This window comes from Flavobacterium sp. 103, assembly GCF_003096795.1.
Classification (GTDB): domain Bacteria; phylum Bacteroidota; class Bacteroidia; order Flavobacteriales; family Flavobacteriaceae; genus Flavobacterium.
Genome location: NZ_QENX01000001.1, coordinates 342,857 through 359,993 on the forward strand (window position 1 = coordinate 342,857; position 17,137 = coordinate 359,993).

General features: G+C 37.1%; 12 protein-coding genes. 6 read left to right on the forward strand and 6 right to left on the reverse strand.

Annotated elements, in window-relative coordinates; translation table 11 throughout:
• Positions 1 to 1,076 precede the first annotated feature (1,076 nt).
• The 3 genes from C8C85_RS01265 (at position 1,077) to C8C85_RS01290 (ending at position 4,340) form a co-directional block, all read left to right on the forward strand.
• Positions 1,077 to 1,607, forward strand: coding sequence for a GNAT family N-acetyltransferase (locus tag C8C85_RS01265; protein ID WP_116795453.1), 531 nt, complete (start codon positions 1,077 to 1,079; stop codon positions 1,605 to 1,607).
• A gap of 704 nt (positions 1,608 to 2,311) precedes the next feature.
• The gene (locus C8C85_RS01275; protein WP_116798330.1) at positions 2,312 to 3,124 is read left to right on the forward strand and encodes a DUF6544 family protein; all 813 of its coding nucleotides are present in this window, start codon (positions 2,312 to 2,314) and stop codon (positions 3,122 to 3,124) included.
• Between the two features lie 517 nt (positions 3,125 to 3,641).
• Complete coding sequence (locus tag C8C85_RS01290) at positions 3,642 to 4,340, forward strand: DUF1826 domain-containing protein (RefSeq protein WP_116795455.1); 699 nt, start codon at positions 3,642 to 3,644, stop codon at positions 4,338 to 4,340.
• A gap of 613 nt (positions 4,341 to 4,953) precedes the next feature.
• On the opposite strand, the gene C8C85_RS01295 is transcribed toward C8C85_RS01290, so the two are convergent.
• Complete coding sequence (locus C8C85_RS01295) at positions 4,954 to 5,724, reverse strand: XRE family transcriptional regulator (protein ID WP_116795456.1); 771 nt, start codon at positions 5,722 to 5,724, stop codon at positions 4,954 to 4,956.
• Positions 5,725 to 5,811: 87 nt separating this feature from the next.
• On the opposite strand from C8C85_RS01295, the gene dinB reads away from it, so the two are divergent.
• From dinB to C8C85_RS01310, 3 genes are all read left to right on the forward strand, one after another.
• Positions 5,812 to 6,993: a DNA polymerase IV gene (dinB, locus tag C8C85_RS01300; protein WP_116795457.1), complete on the forward strand. Its 1,182-nt coding sequence runs from the start codon at positions 5,812 to 5,814 to the stop codon at positions 6,991 to 6,993.
• Positions 6,994 to 7,036: 43 nt separating this feature from the next.
• Positions 7,037 to 10,090, forward strand: coding sequence for a DNA polymerase III subunit alpha (locus C8C85_RS01305; RefSeq protein ID WP_116795458.1), 3,054 nt, complete (start codon positions 7,037 to 7,039; stop codon positions 10,088 to 10,090).
• A gap of 72 nt (positions 10,091 to 10,162) precedes the next feature.
• On the forward strand, positions 10,163 to 10,624 hold the full coding sequence (locus tag C8C85_RS01310) for a DUF1810 domain-containing protein (RefSeq protein WP_116795459.1): 462 nt from the start codon (positions 10,163 to 10,165) through the stop codon (positions 10,622 to 10,624).
• 492 nt (positions 10,625 to 11,116) lie between these two features.
• Here C8C85_RS01310 and C8C85_RS18635 read toward each other — a convergent pair whose 3' ends face one another.
• The 5 genes from C8C85_RS18635 to C8C85_RS01335 form a co-directional block, all read right to left on the reverse strand.
• The gene (locus tag C8C85_RS18635; protein ID WP_256411838.1) at positions 11,117 to 11,245 is read right to left on the reverse strand and encodes a hypothetical protein; all 129 of its coding nucleotides are present in this window, start codon (positions 11,243 to 11,245) and stop codon (positions 11,117 to 11,119) included.
• Between the two features lie 166 nt (positions 11,246 to 11,411).
• Entirely contained in the window at positions 11,412 to 12,332 is a 921-nt protein-coding gene (locus C8C85_RS01320; protein WP_116795460.1) for a carbohydrate kinase family protein, read from the reverse strand.
• A gap of 117 nt (positions 12,333 to 12,449) precedes the next feature.
• Positions 12,450 to 14,006, reverse strand: a complete 1,557-nt coding sequence (locus C8C85_RS01325; RefSeq protein WP_116795461.1) for a glycoside hydrolase family 32 protein — start codon at positions 14,004 to 14,006, stop codon at positions 12,450 to 12,452.
• Between the two features lie 19 nt (positions 14,007 to 14,025).
• The gene (locus tag C8C85_RS01330) at positions 14,026 to 15,423 is read right to left on the reverse strand and encodes a DUF4960 domain-containing protein (RefSeq protein WP_116795462.1); all 1,398 of its coding nucleotides are present in this window, start codon (positions 15,421 to 15,423) and stop codon (positions 14,026 to 14,028) included.
• Between the two features lie 20 nt (positions 15,424 to 15,443).
• Entirely contained in the window at positions 15,444 to 17,135 is a 1,692-nt protein-coding gene (locus C8C85_RS01335; protein ID WP_116795463.1) for a RagB/SusD family nutrient uptake outer membrane protein, read from the reverse strand.
• Positions 17,136 to 17,137: the final 2 nt, after the last annotated feature.

The window sequence follows — 17,137 nt, forward strand, 5'->3', positions numbered from 1 at the left end:
ATATTGCCCCCTAATCTTGTATCAGTACAAAGCTGTTTCTTACTATGCATGCCGTTATAGACTCCTTTTAAAATTTGTCTCATTTATTCTTACTACCCGTTATACAACGAAACATTGTCATCCTCGTCTATTTTTTTTATACGCTTCATAACTAAATTTATTGTTTATTGCGAGAAAGATTTTGCCTGTTATAACAAGTGTGCATAAAATTAAATCATGAACAAAACTTGGATTTGAGATGATCAAGCTTAAGCTTAAAATTACTCTTTTTTTTTGCAAAAAAAATCCTTTCTTGAGCTATTTTGTGCAGATATGAAATCGTTTACCTATCATTTTCAGGAAGGTAAGAAGATACCCGCTTTACAGTAACAGATATCTAACGGTTTAATCTTGACTTACTAATTCCCACAAATAGCGTTTGTATTTTATGTAAAAAAAGCTACACCTTAGCAAAAGCAAAAACGGATGTCTAGCGTTAAACCAATCAAAAAATCGATTTGTTCAAACTGTTTTATACTTTAACATCAATTTCATTTCAAACGGTAAAGAATGTATAATTTAGAAAAAAAAATACTTAGAAAATTCGAAAAATGTATATAGTACAACTGAATGCGTTTCTATAAAATAGAAATTGAATATCAACATAAAGTATATGAAGGATGGCATTCTCATCAAAATACACTTATAACCCGAACCTCTCTTCGAGGTCTCCTGACCTAGCTAACTGAATGTTATTCCAAACCTAATTTTGTGTGATATGATAAAATCACACAAAGTAATCTAATAAACCTGCATACAACACCTACTACAACCGATTTGGACAATAAACTTAATGGAAAGTTAGTCTTATATTTCGAATGATTAGCTTCGCCTGTTCGCTATCGCTCGGGTACTTCGTCTATTCGTCCCAATAATTATCGGGACTCGGGTGGCTAATCCGAAAACAGGGCTTAATTTAATCCCAAAGCCGCTCCAGTACAAGAACGTCATTTTGCCCCAACATAATAAAAAAAAGAAAACTAATCCAAAGGGGAATAAATTTGTAGTTTTATCAATTATAAAATAAGAATTACAGAATGAAATATACACTAGTAGGAGAAGAAACGGAAAGGTTAAAATTCAGGTTATTAAATCTTGAGGATTTTGATGTTTGGGTTGAATTCTTTGAAAATATTGAAGTTTGTAGGTTTTTAGGAGTGGACAAAATTCAAACACCAAAAGAAAGATGTAAACTTTGGTTTGAAATGACATTTGAAAGATATAAAAAAGATTTGGGCGGAGCGAACGTATTAATAGAAAAATCGACAAATAAAATTATTGGTCAAAGTGGACTTATAGTCAGAGAAATTGATGGTAAGCAAGAAATAGAGATTGCATATTCAATTTTGCCAGCATTTAGAAAAAAAGGATTCGCAACCGAATCGACTGAAAAATGTAAAGAGTTTGCTTTTGCAAATAAATTTTCTGAAAGCTTAATTTCAATAATTAATACTGAAAATGTTAATTCTGAAAAAGTTGCCCAGAAAAACGGAATGAAAAATGACAAAACAATTGATTATAATGGAATGTTAGTAAATATTTACAGAATCAATATTAATGAACAATAAATAGAAAAACGAACGTAGAACAACTACTACAACGGATTTAGGCAATTGCCCTAATGGAAAGTTGGTTTTGTATTTCGAATGATTTACTTCGTCTATTCGCTATCGCTCGCGTGTTCACCTGTTTTTACAGAGAGTTAACAATAAACTCATGAAAACGTCCTCTTCCCCGCCCTTATATTTTTATACCAAGAATCATGGTAAGGATTTGCGCGCTGGCCGCTGGGAGTGCCCCCCTAGCGGAGCGGTTGGGGCGCGATAAGGAAATCTGTCCGATGATTTTTAGTTTAAAAATATTCAGGCTTGATCTTTTGTTTCTTTTCCATCAAGGGAAAAGAAAAAATGCTCTTAAAATAAAACAGCATAAACTGATGAAAACGTCTTCTTTCCAGCTCTAATATTTTTATAACAGAAAACACGGTAAGGATTTGCGTGCTTGCCATAGCGAGCATCCCAGCTCTTAGAAGTCTCCTGACCTCAGTTCGGCAAAGTCTCGCTATTTTGTATTTTTTTCTTGATTTTTAAGATGGTACCTTTTTCCGTGAATGCTTTTAGAATATTTTGAATTGAAAAAATAAATTTAGAAATGTGGGAGTGGCATAACTTTTACTTTTAATGATGTAACACTTTATACAAGTAAAAGACGGACTTTTGTACAATGAGAATTCGGTTATACCACCGAAGACATAATGAAACAAAATAAAATTATGACAACCACTTTATCTATAGTAATCTTCATTCTGATCCTATTCATTCTTGGCAAAGTAAACTTGTCCATAAAATTCGGCAGGGAAGTAAAAGCACTTTTTGCTCAATCCAAGAGAATAGCTGGCCAGTCATTCCATAAAACCCAATTGGACAGTTTACCGGAACCCGTGCAACGCTATTTTAACCATATCCTAAAAGAAGGGCAACCCTACATCAGTTATGCTAGAATAAAGCACAATGGGCTATTCAAAACAGGGCTTGACAAAGGTTGGATAAACATAACGGGGGAACAATATGCAACAACAGAAAAGCCGGGCTTTATTTGGAAAGGCACAACCGCAATGTTTGTTGCCCGGGATATGTATATTTCAGACAAAGGCAGACTGATTGCCACGCTTTTTTCACTGTATAATGTTGTGGATGCAAAAGGGGACAAATACAATGAAGGCGAACTGCTTCGCTGGTTGGGAGAGAGTGTTTTATATCCGACAAATTTTTTACCCAGTGAAAGATTACAATGGTTCCCGATAGATTCAAATACAGCAAAACTCACTTTTGAGTATAACGGACTTTCGTTGTTTTTCAAAATCACGTTTAATGAAATAGGCGAAATAACGGAAATGGAAACCAAAAGATATATGGGCGAAGACAATTTAGAAACCTGGGTTATAAAAGCGGCAAATTACAAAGAATGGAATAACGTAATTATACCAACAGCTTTTGACGTTATATGGCGATTGGACAAAGGAGATTTCAGTTATGCAAAATTCAATATCACTGAAGTGGAGTACGACAGACCTGAAAAATTCTAACTTCAATAGTAAACGGTATTGGGAGTCGTTGAATTATTAAAGCAAAAAGAGACATCGGCCTGTATGATTTTGGTCTCACCCGAAATAAACCAAATAAGCATATGATCATCAAACATCAAATCGGATTTAAACAGTTTGTCATCATAGCAGGAAAGCTTGATTTCAGGGGTTAAATATTTTGAGATATGTTCCTGTAACGATTGCTGTTTTTCCTTTAAGGCTGATGCCTTTTATTACATCACTTGCTGTTGACGTTGCGTTAAAACCAGAATCTAAAGGTTTTTGTAATGCTCCTTGATAATTGTTTTATCTCATTTTAGTGTTTATTTAAATGTTATAAGGCAAAATTAAGGAGACAACATACAAGTCACTTTGTTCAAAATTCCATTCTACTTTGTTCACAATGTCAATTTAATTTAACAGCCTGTATAGTTATTTTAGGACGGGACAATAAGCCTGAAGGCGGAATTGCGTAATTTTGTAGTGCATTAAGTAACTAGCCTCTTGATATCAAACTATGAACAATACATTTTCTGACAGCAGCCAAATTGGAATGGTATCCACTTTTTCTGAACTTGTAAATACGGATTTTAAGGGAGAAATGAATGCCCTATGCTGGTACCGAAATTTGGAAGGCGATTTTGCAGCCATTGTAAATCAACTGCAAATAAAAGAAAATATAACGGAAGTTTATCCTAAAGATTTATTGGCACTCCAACTATCGGAAAAGGGAAATATAGCAAGGGAAATTATCTTAAATGATTTACGCTTATTAGCCGATTTCGGAGCTTCCCCTTCTCTTAATTTACTTAAATGTTACGAACGGGATGATGAATTTGATTTCATATCCACCGATGTGTATTCATATCATGTTGATCGTTCGCCCATTGCAACGGATACTTTTTTATGTACCTATCACGGTATGGCAAGTGATATTATTTCTAATGAACAAGCGGAGCAAAAAATTCTAATCCCTGAAATTCGAAAAAAGCTCAAAGAGCTGCATAACGGCCCATCGGAGGAATTTGAAAACTTTTTAAAGGAAAATTATTTTGATTTGCATTATCAGGCGCAACCCCATGCAGTGCCTATTAATTTAGGATTAGGACATCTTTGGCGTCTGGCGGTGGATCATCCAAAACAACAGGTGCTACCTTGTATTCACAGAGCACCAATAGAAAATGAAGGAGAATACCGTTTATTGTTGATTTGCTAAAAAACAGACGTTATATCAACTTCTTTGATTCCCGATACTCGGAATTGCATTCTGTGACCGTCTTTTCTACCTCCATTATATTTTTACACCTGAAATCATGGTAAGGATTTGCGCGTTGGCCACAGAAATAAACTCATAAAAACGTCCTCTTCCCGCCCTTATATTTTTGCACTAAAAATCACGGTAAGGATTTGCGCGCTGGCCGTCTGGAGTGACCCCCGAGTGAGTGCCCGGCACGAACGGCTGGGGTCACGATAAGGAAATCCGTCCGATGATTTTTTGTGCAAAAATATTGTAGGCTTGATTTTTTTGTTACTTTTTTCATCAAGGAAAAAAGTAAAATACCCTTCATAAATAAAAACATCAATAAATTCATGAAAACGTACTCTCCCCACCCTTATTTTTTTGTGCTAAAAATCACGATAGAGAAAACCGAAACGAAGTGAAGTTCATCGAACACCAACAACAATAAGGGATAAGTGAGATAAATCCGTCCGATGATTTTTTGTGCAAAAATATTTTAGACTTGATCTTTTGTTTCTTTTGCATCAAGGCAAATCGAAGATTCAGCGAACACCACTTAAAATAAAGATTAAATGAGTTAAAAGAAAAATCACTTCTTAATACTTTCTTTCACTTCAAAAATCTCACGCTTTAATTCCAAAAACATCTCTTCCACACTTACAGCTTCAGAAACCTTGGGCTTAATATCACTTCGCCCAATATTGCATTCATACTCCCATATCTCCAATATATCAGAAGCTTTAACCTCATAGTTAGGATAAAACCGATTGTCGGATTCCAAAACAAGTGCATTCTTTTTGTTTTTATTGAGACGCTTATAAACCATCCCCTCACTCTTAGTGATGAATATATAGGTCTTGCCATCAAGCACCTCGCCCAGTGATTCTACGTAACGACCAATAATGATGGAACCATCCTCATGCGGAGGCATAGAATCCCCCTCTACAGGAAATCCCCTGTGCTTGCCAGCACCCAAAAAAGGGAGTGAAATTTGCTGCAGACTCTCAATATATTCGGGATCGGCATAACCGTTTAAATAACCGGCCTTCACCTTTTGTGTCACCACTTCAATAAAATTCTCTCCTTCCCTATCCACCATAATCGGAAGCACTAATCGATTATTCTCCAATTTCAGTAAATCTTGCGTGTCAATTTTACGCACATCTACCGACAACAACAAATCGATACTGATGTGGTAATAATGCGCTATTTTCTTCAAAATATCATAGGGAGCCTCCGATGTGCCATCTTCATACTTCACATACCTTCCCCTGGTAATACAAAGATTCTCGGCAAGTTTCTCCTGCGATATCTTATGCTTTACCCGAAGGGTTCTGATATTGTCTGAAAATAAGGACATAGCAATTTTGTTACAATTTGTAACAGCAAATATATTAAAAAATGTTACAACCTGTACTAATTTTGTTCACTACAAAAACAAAGGAAAATGATACGGGCAATTGTACACATGGATTTGGATACCTTTTTTGTATCCTGCGAAAGATTGGAAAACTCTCAATTGGAGGGAATTCCACTAATTATTGGTGGTGGAGATCGCGGTGTGGTAGCTTCCTGCTCCTATGAGGCACGTCGTTTTGGAGTACGCTCGGCTATGCCAATCAATATGGCAATGCGACTTTGCCCACAGGCCAAGATTGTCAAAGGCGATATGGAATTGTATTCCAAATTATCGCATGATGTAACCCAGGTGATTCAGGAAAAAGCCCCTATAATGGAAAAAGCCAGTATTGATGAGTTCTATCTCGATATTACGGGCATGGATCGTTTTCATGGCAGCTATAAATGGACGAATGAACTGGCACAATCGGTAATTAAAGAAACGGGATTACCTATCAGTTTCGCTTTGTCTGTCAATAAAACGGTTTCCAAAATAGCCACGGGTGAAGGCAAACCCAGAGGGAATTTAGAAATTCCCGAGAATAATGTACAAGCCTTTTTAAATCCGCTGTCCATCCAAAAGATACCAATGGTGGGCAATGTGACTTTTCAGCTTTTATCCCGAATTGGCATTCGCACCATCCAGACACTCTCCGAAATGCCTGCCGAAGTACTCCAACGCATGATTGGCAAAAATGGTCTGGAAATATGGAAGAAAGCCAATGGCATTGACAATACTCCTGTAGAACCCTATACGGAGCGAAAATCTATTTCTACCGAGCATACTTTTTCCCAGGACACGATTGACATCATAAAACTCAAATCGGTGCTGATGGGTATGGTCGAAAAACTGGCTTTCCAACTCCGTTCCGAACAGTGGCTAACCTCAACGATAGTGGTTAAAATACGTTATGCCAATTTTGACACCGAAACCAAACAATGCAAAATAGCCTACACCTCAGCAGACCACGTCCTAACCCGAAATGTAACCGATCTCTTCGATAAACTATACCAGCGACGAATGCGGCTTCGTTTAATAGGCATCCGTTTCAGCGGACTCGTCAGGGGAACCTACCAAATCAATCTCTTTGAAGACACACAGGAAATGCTGTCCCTTTATGCTGCAATGGACAAAATGAAAAGTCGCTATGGATTTGATGCCGTAATGCGTTGTGCCGGCGCATCCTTTAAACCCAACACCAAAGATGAAATTTTAAGACGTAAACTCTAAACTCTAAACAATAAACAATTACACGATTAAACAACAAAAAACAATGTACCTCAACTGCCACTCCTTCCATTCCTTGCGTTACGGCACTATTCCTCTAAAAGAGCTCATTGGACAGGCGGTCGCTTGTGGGGTAAAAACAATGGCACTTACGGATATTAACACCGTAACCGGAATTTATGACTTTATAAAAGGATGTGATGCCGTGGGAATCAAACCGATTGTAGGTATCGAATTTCGTTGTCATCACCAATTGCGATACATAGGTTTGGCTAAAAATACCAATGGACTCGCCGAGATGAACCGCTTTTTGACTGCCCATAATTTCAGTGGGGAGTCCTTGCCTATTTGCGCTCCCAAATTCAATAACGTGTTTATCATTTATTACTTAGAGGAAGCTCCTGCTACGCTTCGGGAGAACGAGTATATTGGAATTCGACCGGAAGAACTACCGAAGCTATTTCTGTTGGAATGGAAAAGTAAAATTTCAAAAATGGTCATCCTCCAGCCCGTAACTTTTAGAACCAAAAGAGAATTCAACCTGCATAAGATTCTGCGGGCCATAGATACCAACAACATCCTGTCCAAACTTACCGAGTCGGATTATTGCAAGACTTCCGAAGTAATGTTGCCCTTGGAATCCCTTTTATTGGCCTATGAGGAGTACCCCGAAATTATTTCCAATACACAAGCAGTAATGGATTTGTGCAATTTTGAATTTGAATTCAATACCCCCAAAAATAAAAAGTTCTACACCACCAATCGGGAAAGCGATCTGGCACTGTTAACCACCCTAGCCTATCAAGGACTTTTGTGGCGTTATGGTAAAGACAATACTTTGGCCAAAGCTCGTGTGGAAAAAGAGCTTAAAGTAATTGACCAACTCCAGTTCTGCGGTTATTTTTTAATCACTTGGGATATTATTCGCTACAGCAACAGCCGTGGATTTATGCACATCGGTCGTGGTAGCGGGGCCAACAGCATCATTGCCTACTGCCTGGGGATTACAGATATTTGCCCGTTGGAACTCGATTTGTACTTTGAACGCTTTTTGAATCTGAATCGTAAGAGCCCGCCCGATTTTGATATCGACTGGAGTTGGAAAGAACGCGATGTAATTTTAGAATACATTTTTAACCGATACGGAGCCGACCATGTGGCCTTCTGTGGTACGAATGTTGAATTCAAATACCGTTCTATCTTTCGGGAAGTGGGTAAAGTCTTTGGATTACCCAAAGAAGAACTCGATAGACTCGCCAAGAATCCAATGAAGTTGCACGACAGCAACAGCATAGTGAAATTGGTACAAGAATACGGCATGTTATTAGAGAAATACCCAAACCAGCGCAGTATGCATTCCTGCGGAATTATAATCTCCGAAGACCCCATCACCAATTATACACCGTTGGAAATGCCTCCCAAGGGATTCCCTATTGTGCTTTTTGACATGCATATCGCCGAAGACATCGGCTTCGAAAAATTCGACATCCTGAGCCAACGGGGCATTGGACATATTGATGATAGCGTGAAACTTATTGAAAAAAACAGGGGAATCCGAGTGAATATTCGCGACACTTCCCTCTCTAAAGATGAAGCTTTAGCCAATAACTATTTGGCTCAAGGCAAAACCATTGGTTGCTTTTATATAGAAAGCCCGGCCATGCGAGGTTTATTGCGACGCCTGAAATGTGATAATTATAAAACACTGGTAGCTGCCTCATCAATTATTCGCCCAGGTGTGGCACAGTCTGGAATGATGAAAGAGTATATCTTTCGTCACAACCATCCCGACAGATTCGAATACTTTCACGAAGTGTTTAAAGAACAGCTTGGGGAAACCTATGGCATTATGGTCTATCAGGAAGATGTCATTAAAATTGCCCTCTACTACGGTGGACTTCCCGCAGCAGATGGAGACATTCTCCGTCGTGCCATGAGTGGCAAAGGACGCTCTAAAGAAGCTCTTCAAAAAGTAAAAGACAATTTCTTCGCCTGCTGTGCCCAAAAAGGACATCCCCTTGCCCTTAGCGAGGAAATCTACCGCCAGATTGAATCCTTTGCCGGTTATTCATTCTGCAAGGCGCATTCTGCTTCCTATGCCGTGGAAAGCTATCAAAGCCTGTATCTTAAGGTCTATTACCCTATTGAATTTATGGTTGCTGTCATCAACAATCAGGGCGGATTTTACAGAACTGAAGTCTATGTGCACGAAGCGCGTATGGCAGGAGCCACCATCCATAATCCTTGCGTGAACAAAAGCGAATACGAAACCACGCTTTATGGCACTGATGTCTATTTGGGGTTTATGCACCTACAAAGTTTGGAATCCAAAATGGCACATTTCATAGTCTCGTATCGGAACAAAAATGGTGACTTTCAATCGCTGGAAGATTTCATCAATCGCATCCCAATGGGCATTGAAGGAATTAAAATCTTAATTTTTATAGGCGCTTTTCGTTTTACTGGCAAAACCAAAAACCAGTTGCTTGTTATCGCCAGTTTACTCTTGAATAATTTCAAACCCGAAAACAGAAACTTATTATTGATACAAGAACCTGTTAAAGAATACAAACTCCCAACGCTGGAGCGTTCACTGTTTGAAGACGCTTTTGACGAAATTGAACTACTCAGTTTCCCTGTTTCCTGCACTCCCTTTGACCTTTTGCAGACCAAGTCACGCGGCGACATAATGGCCAAAGATCTTCTTTCCTGTCATAAAAAACAAGTACGAATGCTGGCCTATCTCATCTCCAGAAAACAGGTACCCACCAAAAGAGGAACTATGTATTTTGGAACTTGGGTTGACCATGAAGGTTCTTATTTTGACACAGCCCATTTTCCCGATAGTCTAAGTCAATATCCTTTTCTGGGAGGTGGCTGTTATCTTCTTTTGGGAACTGTAGAAGTCGACTATCATTTTCCAACTATTACCATAACCAAAATGGCCAAGATGCCCTTTATCCCCGATCCTAGATATATGGATTCCAAAGACCAGTTCAAAACCCAAAGCCAAATCAAGGAAGATGTCAGCAGTACCCATCGTGCACCTTATCCACAGGAACATGAGATACATCTCCCTAGACACAGAATGATTTCTTGATTTAATTTCATTAACTAAACGCTGACTTTTTTTGTAATTTTATAAACCCTTTTTATTTAAACAATACCAAAAATGCCATACTCTAACACTACTTTAATGCGCTTTTTAGAGGCACAAAACAAAATGTATCTCACCGCTTTTTCTGAAATTGAAAAAGGTAAAAAAGAGACCCATTGGATGTGGTTTATCTTTCCTCAGATAAAAGGATTGGGACACAGCGATACTGCAAATTATTACGCCATTGCCAACCTAAAAGAAGCGGAAGAATTTCTGGGGCACCCCATATTGGGCAAACACCTTATCGAGATTACAACACTGCTGCTACGTTTGAAACATAAATCTGCAGAAGCAATATTTGGAGACTTAGATGCCCTCAAATTACGTTCTTCAATGACTCTTTTTGCTTCGGTAAAAAATACAAATCCCATATTCAAAGAAGTATTGGATGTTTATTTTTCAGGTCAGTTTGATACCCTTACTTTGTCCATTATTAATTCAACTTCACATAAACCTATTGATTCTACAATCTCATGAAAATATTGATGTCCTATATGGTTTAATTCCTGTTTTTAAAAATATGCAATACCACATAATATTGCCAATCCACATAAAAGAGGATGTGCATGAAAAACGTCCTCTCCACTGCCCTTATATTTTTAGGCCAAAAAATCAAGGTAAGGATTTGCGCCATTGCCGTAGGGAGTGACCTCGGAGTGGAGTGTGAAACACGAGCGGCTGGAGCCGCGATAAGGAAAACCGAAACGAAGTGAGGTTCATCGAACACCAATAACAATAAGTGATTCGTGAGATAAATACGTTCGATGATTTTCTGCTATAAAAATATTCAGGCTTGAAATCGAAGATTCATGAATACCACAAAACAATACTAACCCATGAACATTTTTTTGTTACTTTTTTCATCAAGACAAATCGAAGATTCAATGAACACCACTTATAATAAAAATTAAGTGAGCTAAAAAAGTAAAATGTTCTTAACAAAGAAAAAGTCCAATAAAACTATTAAAATTACTGGACTGCATTTACATCATCATTTTGCGTCGTAAGCTGGCTGATAGTAGACAAAATAACAGCAGCCACAACCATATAGCCTTCAATTGAAGTAACGACTACAGGCAAAGCAATTGATGCGGCCAAACAGTACCGCCTACAGTAGCCAATGCCAATCCAATAATACCTAAAAATAATATCCAAAAGAATAAGAAAAAGTAATATTTAAAAAGTTAAGGCTTCGATTTTATAACAGAAGCCTTAACTTTTCAACTTACACACTTTATGGGACAGTGTCTTGGATAGCGTAAAACTATTTAGTAATAGTGCTTTTTTTATCGATTTTCATATAATCACTAATTACTTTTTCAGAAATCTTCGGGTTTGCCCCTTCTTCTCCAGCTACTAAAGCCCCAATTGCACAAGCATAATTCAATGACTTTTGAGGCGACTTCCCTCTTAGTAACCTTACTATTAGCGATGCTAAAAATGAATCCCCTGCACCAACAGTATCCACTACCTTAATAAAGTAACCGCTATTATAATAAAACTTCTCATTGTAGTACAAAACAGCTCCAAATGCACCTTTGGTAACACATACTTGTTTTGTATTTGTTTTGTCTGCAATAAATTTAATGTTTTGCTCAAAAGAATTATAGGGAGAATTTAATTTTCTGCTTATTTCAAAAAGTTCTTCATCGTTAAGCTTGATGAAGTCTGCCTTTATCATAAGCTCTACTAATACATCAATTGTATAATAGGGAGCTCTTAAATTGACATCAAAAACTTTATATTTTGCTTCTTCCAATAAAGCTTTTAAAGTTGACCTAGATTCTTCATCCCTACAGATTAAACTTCCGAAAATAAAAACATCAGCATCAGAAACCTTTTTCTTTATATTTTCATTCAATACTATTTTATCCCATGCAGAAGGATATAAAATATCATATGATGCATTTCCCTTTTCATTAATCATTACATTAACAACACCCGTTTTATACTCTTCACTAATTTGAATTATATCCGTATCAATCCCTTTTTCTGATAAAAAAGAAACAATTTCTTTACCATCAGCATCGGAACCAATTTTACTGATAATAGTAGATTCAGCTCCAAAGGATTTCATTCTAAGTGCAACATTCAATGGTGCCCCTCCTATTTTCTTATGGGTTGGAAATACATCCCATAAAACTTCTCCGAATGTGACCGCTTTAACTTTAAATAATTTAATCATTTTTTCTAATTTTAATAAATTAAAGGGTAAGAAAATGGCCTTACCCTATAACTACTTAACTTAATCTAACCTTACTTTGTATACTAATAATCAACAGAATTACGATAAATCCCCGTGCTATTCTGGTTTTGTCACCTGAAGATCTGAAACTGTGAAATTTTGCCCCTCTGCTATGATTCCCCATTTATTTTTATCCCTTCCATAAATACGATTGCTCAATGCTGCTTTTCCATTAATGTAAAGAATACAAACACTTCCTTCGGCAACAATTTCAACATCATATTTCACGCCCGATTGAAATTTAAACGGAATCCTGGTTACTTCTTGTGAAGCCGAATTGTAGCCTACAATTTTACCTTTACTAGGCTCAAAAGCAATTTTATAATAGCTTCCGCCATCATTGGTCTGAAATACAAAACCAGCTGAACCAGTTGCATTTCCAAGAGTGAATTGTCCTTTTATCTTAACTTTTTTCTCAATATTTTTAAACAACACCATCGCCTTCTCCGATGCACCATTTAAATTATAAGTACCGTTACTTTCTGTTACATTCCCTAAAGTTGTAGCTGTTTCAACCTTGATGCTTTTAGAAAATAAATCTTTTACCGATTTCGGTGCCTGAGCTCCAAGAGTTCCGTCTGCATTTTGTGTCAACTCATGAATAACCATATTACCCGCCCACTCTTTGTTTCCAGTATCATTCTCAGGTGATTTTCTGGCATTCCAACCAAAAACATAACGTTTGTTTACGTCTGAAGCTGTTTTTCCTGCATAAAAATATTCACCATCAATCATATCATTTTCAGGAGTGATCCAAGGTCCATTGATTGAAGATGCCATTCTATAATGTGTTCCTTTTGAACCGCCCCAGTTTTCAGAGAAAAATAAGTACCAATAATTGCCCATTTTAAAAACATCAGCACATTCCATCATCAGATAATTCTCTTGTGCTGTAGTCGTATAAATAGGTTCTTGAACATCCCATTTACCAGATACAGGATCCGCACATGTAAAATGCAACAAAACGGCTTTCCTTCCTGGCTCAGTTTGGGTGCTCACAATCATTGAGTATTTTTTTAATTCCTCATTATAAAACACATGAGGATCTCTAAAATCATAATTGTAGTATCCTGCAGGAGCGGTGATTTTAAACGAAGGAACTTTTGTCCAGTTTTTTAAATCGGTACTTGTGGCGCATAACACGCTTTCTCTTGCATTAGATTGCATAAAAGCTGGCGTTTCATTGTGGCCTGTATAATAAAAATAATATACATTACCCACCTTGACAACCGAACCTGTTCCTACCGCAAAATCCGGATCGGTAGCATTTCCGAATGGAATCATTTGACCCTCATAAGAAAATTTGGCTAAATCAGTGCTTTGAAATTCATGGATATCATGAAATCCTTTTCCGGCAGGTTTATTTTGTGCATCATGCAGAAAAAAGATATGGAATTTCCCATTATCAAAATAAGGCATTATATCACCAGTATAACCTGCACTGTAGTAAGGATCCGTACCACCCATCCATTGAGATGGTGGTACAGGATAAATACTTGTCATTTCTACGGGACCTCCAGAAATGGAACCCCCAATATAGGTATCATCATTTTGACTGCAGGAAACCAGCGAAAAAAAGATTGATGATAACAGTACTATTTTTTTATACTTCATTGTAATTGTGTAAGTGTGATTAATTTTTAACTAAATAATTAATACTGTTTTGTGTCAAAAGCTTAATGTTATTCAAAAATTCATTAGCCTGACTTGGAACACCACTACTATTGGTTTCATTGTACCAGTCGTAAGCTCCCATCGAAATTACAATTACGTTTTTATCTGTGGCATTATTGGGCCACTCAGCAATAGTTACTCGACCATCAAGTGAATTATCCCATGACTCACTGGCAAGATTTGTACCTCCTGTTTGATTTCTCCAACCTTCTCCATTAACATAACCTCCCCATTCCGGAACAAACCACCAAGCAGTATGATTCTGTCTGAAAGTACCACTCTGTAGTAAATTAGCTTTTCCAGTTTCGTAGGTAGTTAGTCCTTCGAAAATCGGGTGGCTTTCATGTCCAACAAAGGACATTCCCCACGAATTTCCATCTACAAACCCATTAGGAGGAAAATCACCAAAAACGTTATTTGGTCCTTTTCCAGAAGGAACTATCCCTAAAGCATCCACATATTGGGATGCAAAAGTGGTCAATAATAAATTACCTCCATTGGCGCGGTAATTTTTTAAAGCATTCGTAACAACAGGATTGTAAGCCACTGCAGGTAAATTCGTTGCCGAATCAAAATGCCACCATATTAAATCAACATCACTTAAATCAGCACCACTAAGTATATTGTCAAATGATATGTATTTTGCTCCAGGAAAATTTTGGAACAACCAGTCTGCAGCAGTAATTTCATCCATATTTGTTATTCCTGCTCTAGTTGCCGCCGTTCCTAAGAAAGCAACGACTAAACCAGTTACTGGTACGCCTATATTTGCGGTATAGTTAACGCTTTTTCCATTAGATGTTACTACGAAAATAACCGGATTGGTAAAGTCAATAGTAGTTCCTGATGCAGGAGCTATTGAAACTCCTTCCGTTAATTCAATTACAGGTTGCAAAGCCTTCAAATTGGTGTTTTCAGGCAAAGTCATTGTAATCGTTTTATTTACATCATTGATTATTGCGGCAACAGAATTGATTTTAAAACTCTTAATGGGACTCAAGACCACAACCGTAACGGTATAATCTTTATACAAATTACCATTCACAACTCTAAACTTAACCGGGTTCGTAAAATTTATCGGTTTTGTTAGATCCAAATTTGTTGTTGCCCCTTCTTGTAATGCGATTTCCGGAGTGACGGCAGTAATTTCAGAGCCGTAAGGCATCGTAACATTTATTTTTCCTGTCTTCTGGTCAATGCTTCCATTTACTCCATTTATTTTAAAAGCAGTAACATTTGAGGGAGAATCAACCTCAAAACCGCCATTTTCAAAACTATCTTCGCAAGCCGAAATCACAAATATTAATGCCAATGCCATAAAGGCTTTAGTCATATTTTTATATATTAATTTTCTCATATTTATCGTTTTATAAGTGATTAGTAACCTGGATTTTGTTTGTATAATCCTTGACTGAAATTAATTTGCTTTAATGGAATCGGACAATACTCTTCTTTATGTTTATCAAAAAAGGCTTCTTGATAATACGTGCGTTTTGTTTTTTCCTTCGCATAAAATTCATTCATAACTTCATCGGTAACACCCCAACGAACTAAATCAAAAAATCGATTTCCTTCCATTGCCAGCTCTAAACGTCTTTCCCAACGCAATGCCTTACGAGCAAAATCTTGTGTCCAAGAACAATTTGTTCCATTAATGTAAGGGCTTATTTTAAAATTAGTAACGTAAGGAAGTCTTCCTGTACTTGCTGACGCTCTATTTCTAATTTCATTAATCAATGGTAAAGCTTCATCTTGTCTTCCTAATTCGATTAAAGCTTCAGCACGCATTAGTATTACATCAGCATAGCGAATTTGTATTCTGTTTTTTGAATTTCCGTAAAATGGGTCAATGTTTACAACACAAGGGCAGCTTGGAGCCACATTTTCTTTTAAAGAAGCATAATAGCCATATGTTCCTGGAGATCTTACCCAAGCCTCTACATATAGAAATTCAGGATCGTATTTATACGGCAAACCTGGCATTGCAACAGTATGGTATAATCTTGGATCAACAGTGAAATCGTCTATTTTTTTATAATCAAAATCCTTATCATTATAGGTGTCAAATTCTGGTAAACCGTTTGAACCTGTTTTAAATGCATTAACCAAATTCTGGCTTGGTTTGTGAAAATCGCAGCATCCTAATCCTTGTGGCGTTGAAAGTACATCTGAAAAATTTAATCTGCCATACAGAGTACCGTCACTATCGGAAAATTGAATTGAAAAAATGGATTCAGGGCCATTTTCAAAACTTCCAGGTAAAAAATTATTTGCAAAATCAGGCTCTAAAGAAGCTGAACCCATAACTTTATCCGTAGCGGCAACAACCTCTTGTAGATGTTGTTGGTTTATGCCGGTCACTGCAAAATTATCATCTTGGGTATACGCTTGATATAAGCGAGTTTTAGCCAAATAAGCATAGGCAGCCTTTTTTGTGGCTCTTCCTACTTGTGTTTGAGTATCTGGCAAAACAGCTGCTGCCGCCTCAAAATCTTCAGCAATTTTGTTCCATAGTTCCTCATTTGATAAATCATGATTTGAAATAGTATTATACTTTTCAACTGGAATATCTTCCGTAATGTAAGGAACGTTTCGGAACATGATTTTAAGCATAAAATAAAAATGTCCTCTCAAGAAACGCATTTCGGCAATGCGTGTCTTTTTCAATGGATAATCCGCTTCGTTGAGTTGTTCCAAAGCATGCAAAGCTTTATTCGCTCTGGAAACTCCTACATAACTGATGTACCAAAATGAGTCCAATTCTCCAAAATCAGGTCTTATGTTATTAGACACTTCAAAAAAATGAAAATCTTGAATATCGTTGGTTCCACTTCCTCCTTTATAGGCATCATCAGAACGAACATTTCCAAAAGGCCATAAACTATATGGTGAATCATAATGATCATTACCCAATTGGGCATAGGCCGCATTCATATAGCCATCTATGTTTTCCGGTGTAATAATATCCTTTTCAGATAAAACCCCTCGTGGCTCATTTTCTAGAAAATCAGAGCAGGAAGAAAATATCCCCAGCAATAAAAATCCTGTTATATATAGTATTTTTTTCATGT

Excerpts from the sequence above, each read along its gene's own strand:
- C8C85_RS01275 (WP_116798330.1), top strand. The coding sequence starts at position 2,312 with ATGACAACCACTTTATCTATAGTAATCTTCATTCTGATCCTATTCATT.
- C8C85_RS01290 (WP_116795455.1), top strand. The coding sequence starts at position 3,642 with ATGAACAATACATTTTCTGACAGCAGCCAAATTGGAATGGTATCCACT.
- dinB (WP_116795457.1), top strand. The coding sequence starts at position 5,812 with ATGATACGGGCAATTGTACACATGGATTTGGATACCTTTTTTGTATCC.
- C8C85_RS01320 (WP_116795460.1), bottom strand. The coding sequence starts at position 12,332 with ATGATTAAATTATTTAAAGTTAAAGCGGTCACATTCGGAGAAGTTTTA.
- C8C85_RS01305 (WP_116795458.1), top strand. The coding sequence starts at position 7,037 with ATGTACCTCAACTGCCACTCCTTCCATTCCTTGCGTTACGGCACTATT.
- C8C85_RS01330 (WP_116795462.1), bottom strand. The coding sequence starts at position 15,423 with ATGAGAAAATTAATATATAAAAATATGACTAAAGCCTTTATGGCATTG.
- C8C85_RS01325 (WP_116795461.1), bottom strand. The coding sequence starts at position 14,006 with ATGAAGTATAAAAAAATAGTACTGTTATCATCAATCTTTTTTTCGCTG.
- C8C85_RS01310 (WP_116795459.1), top strand. The coding sequence starts at position 10,163 with ATGCCATACTCTAACACTACTTTAATGCGCTTTTTAGAGGCACAAAAC.
- C8C85_RS01295 (WP_116795456.1), bottom strand. The coding sequence starts at position 5,724 with ATGTCCTTATTTTCAGACAATATCAGAACCCTTCGGGTAAAGCATAAG.
- C8C85_RS01335 (WP_116795463.1), bottom strand. The coding sequence starts at position 17,135 with ATGAAAAAAATACTATATATAACAGGATTTTTATTGCTGGGGATATTT.
- C8C85_RS01265 (WP_116795453.1), top strand. The coding sequence starts at position 1,077 with ATGAAATATACACTAGTAGGAGAAGAAACGGAAAGGTTAAAATTCAGG.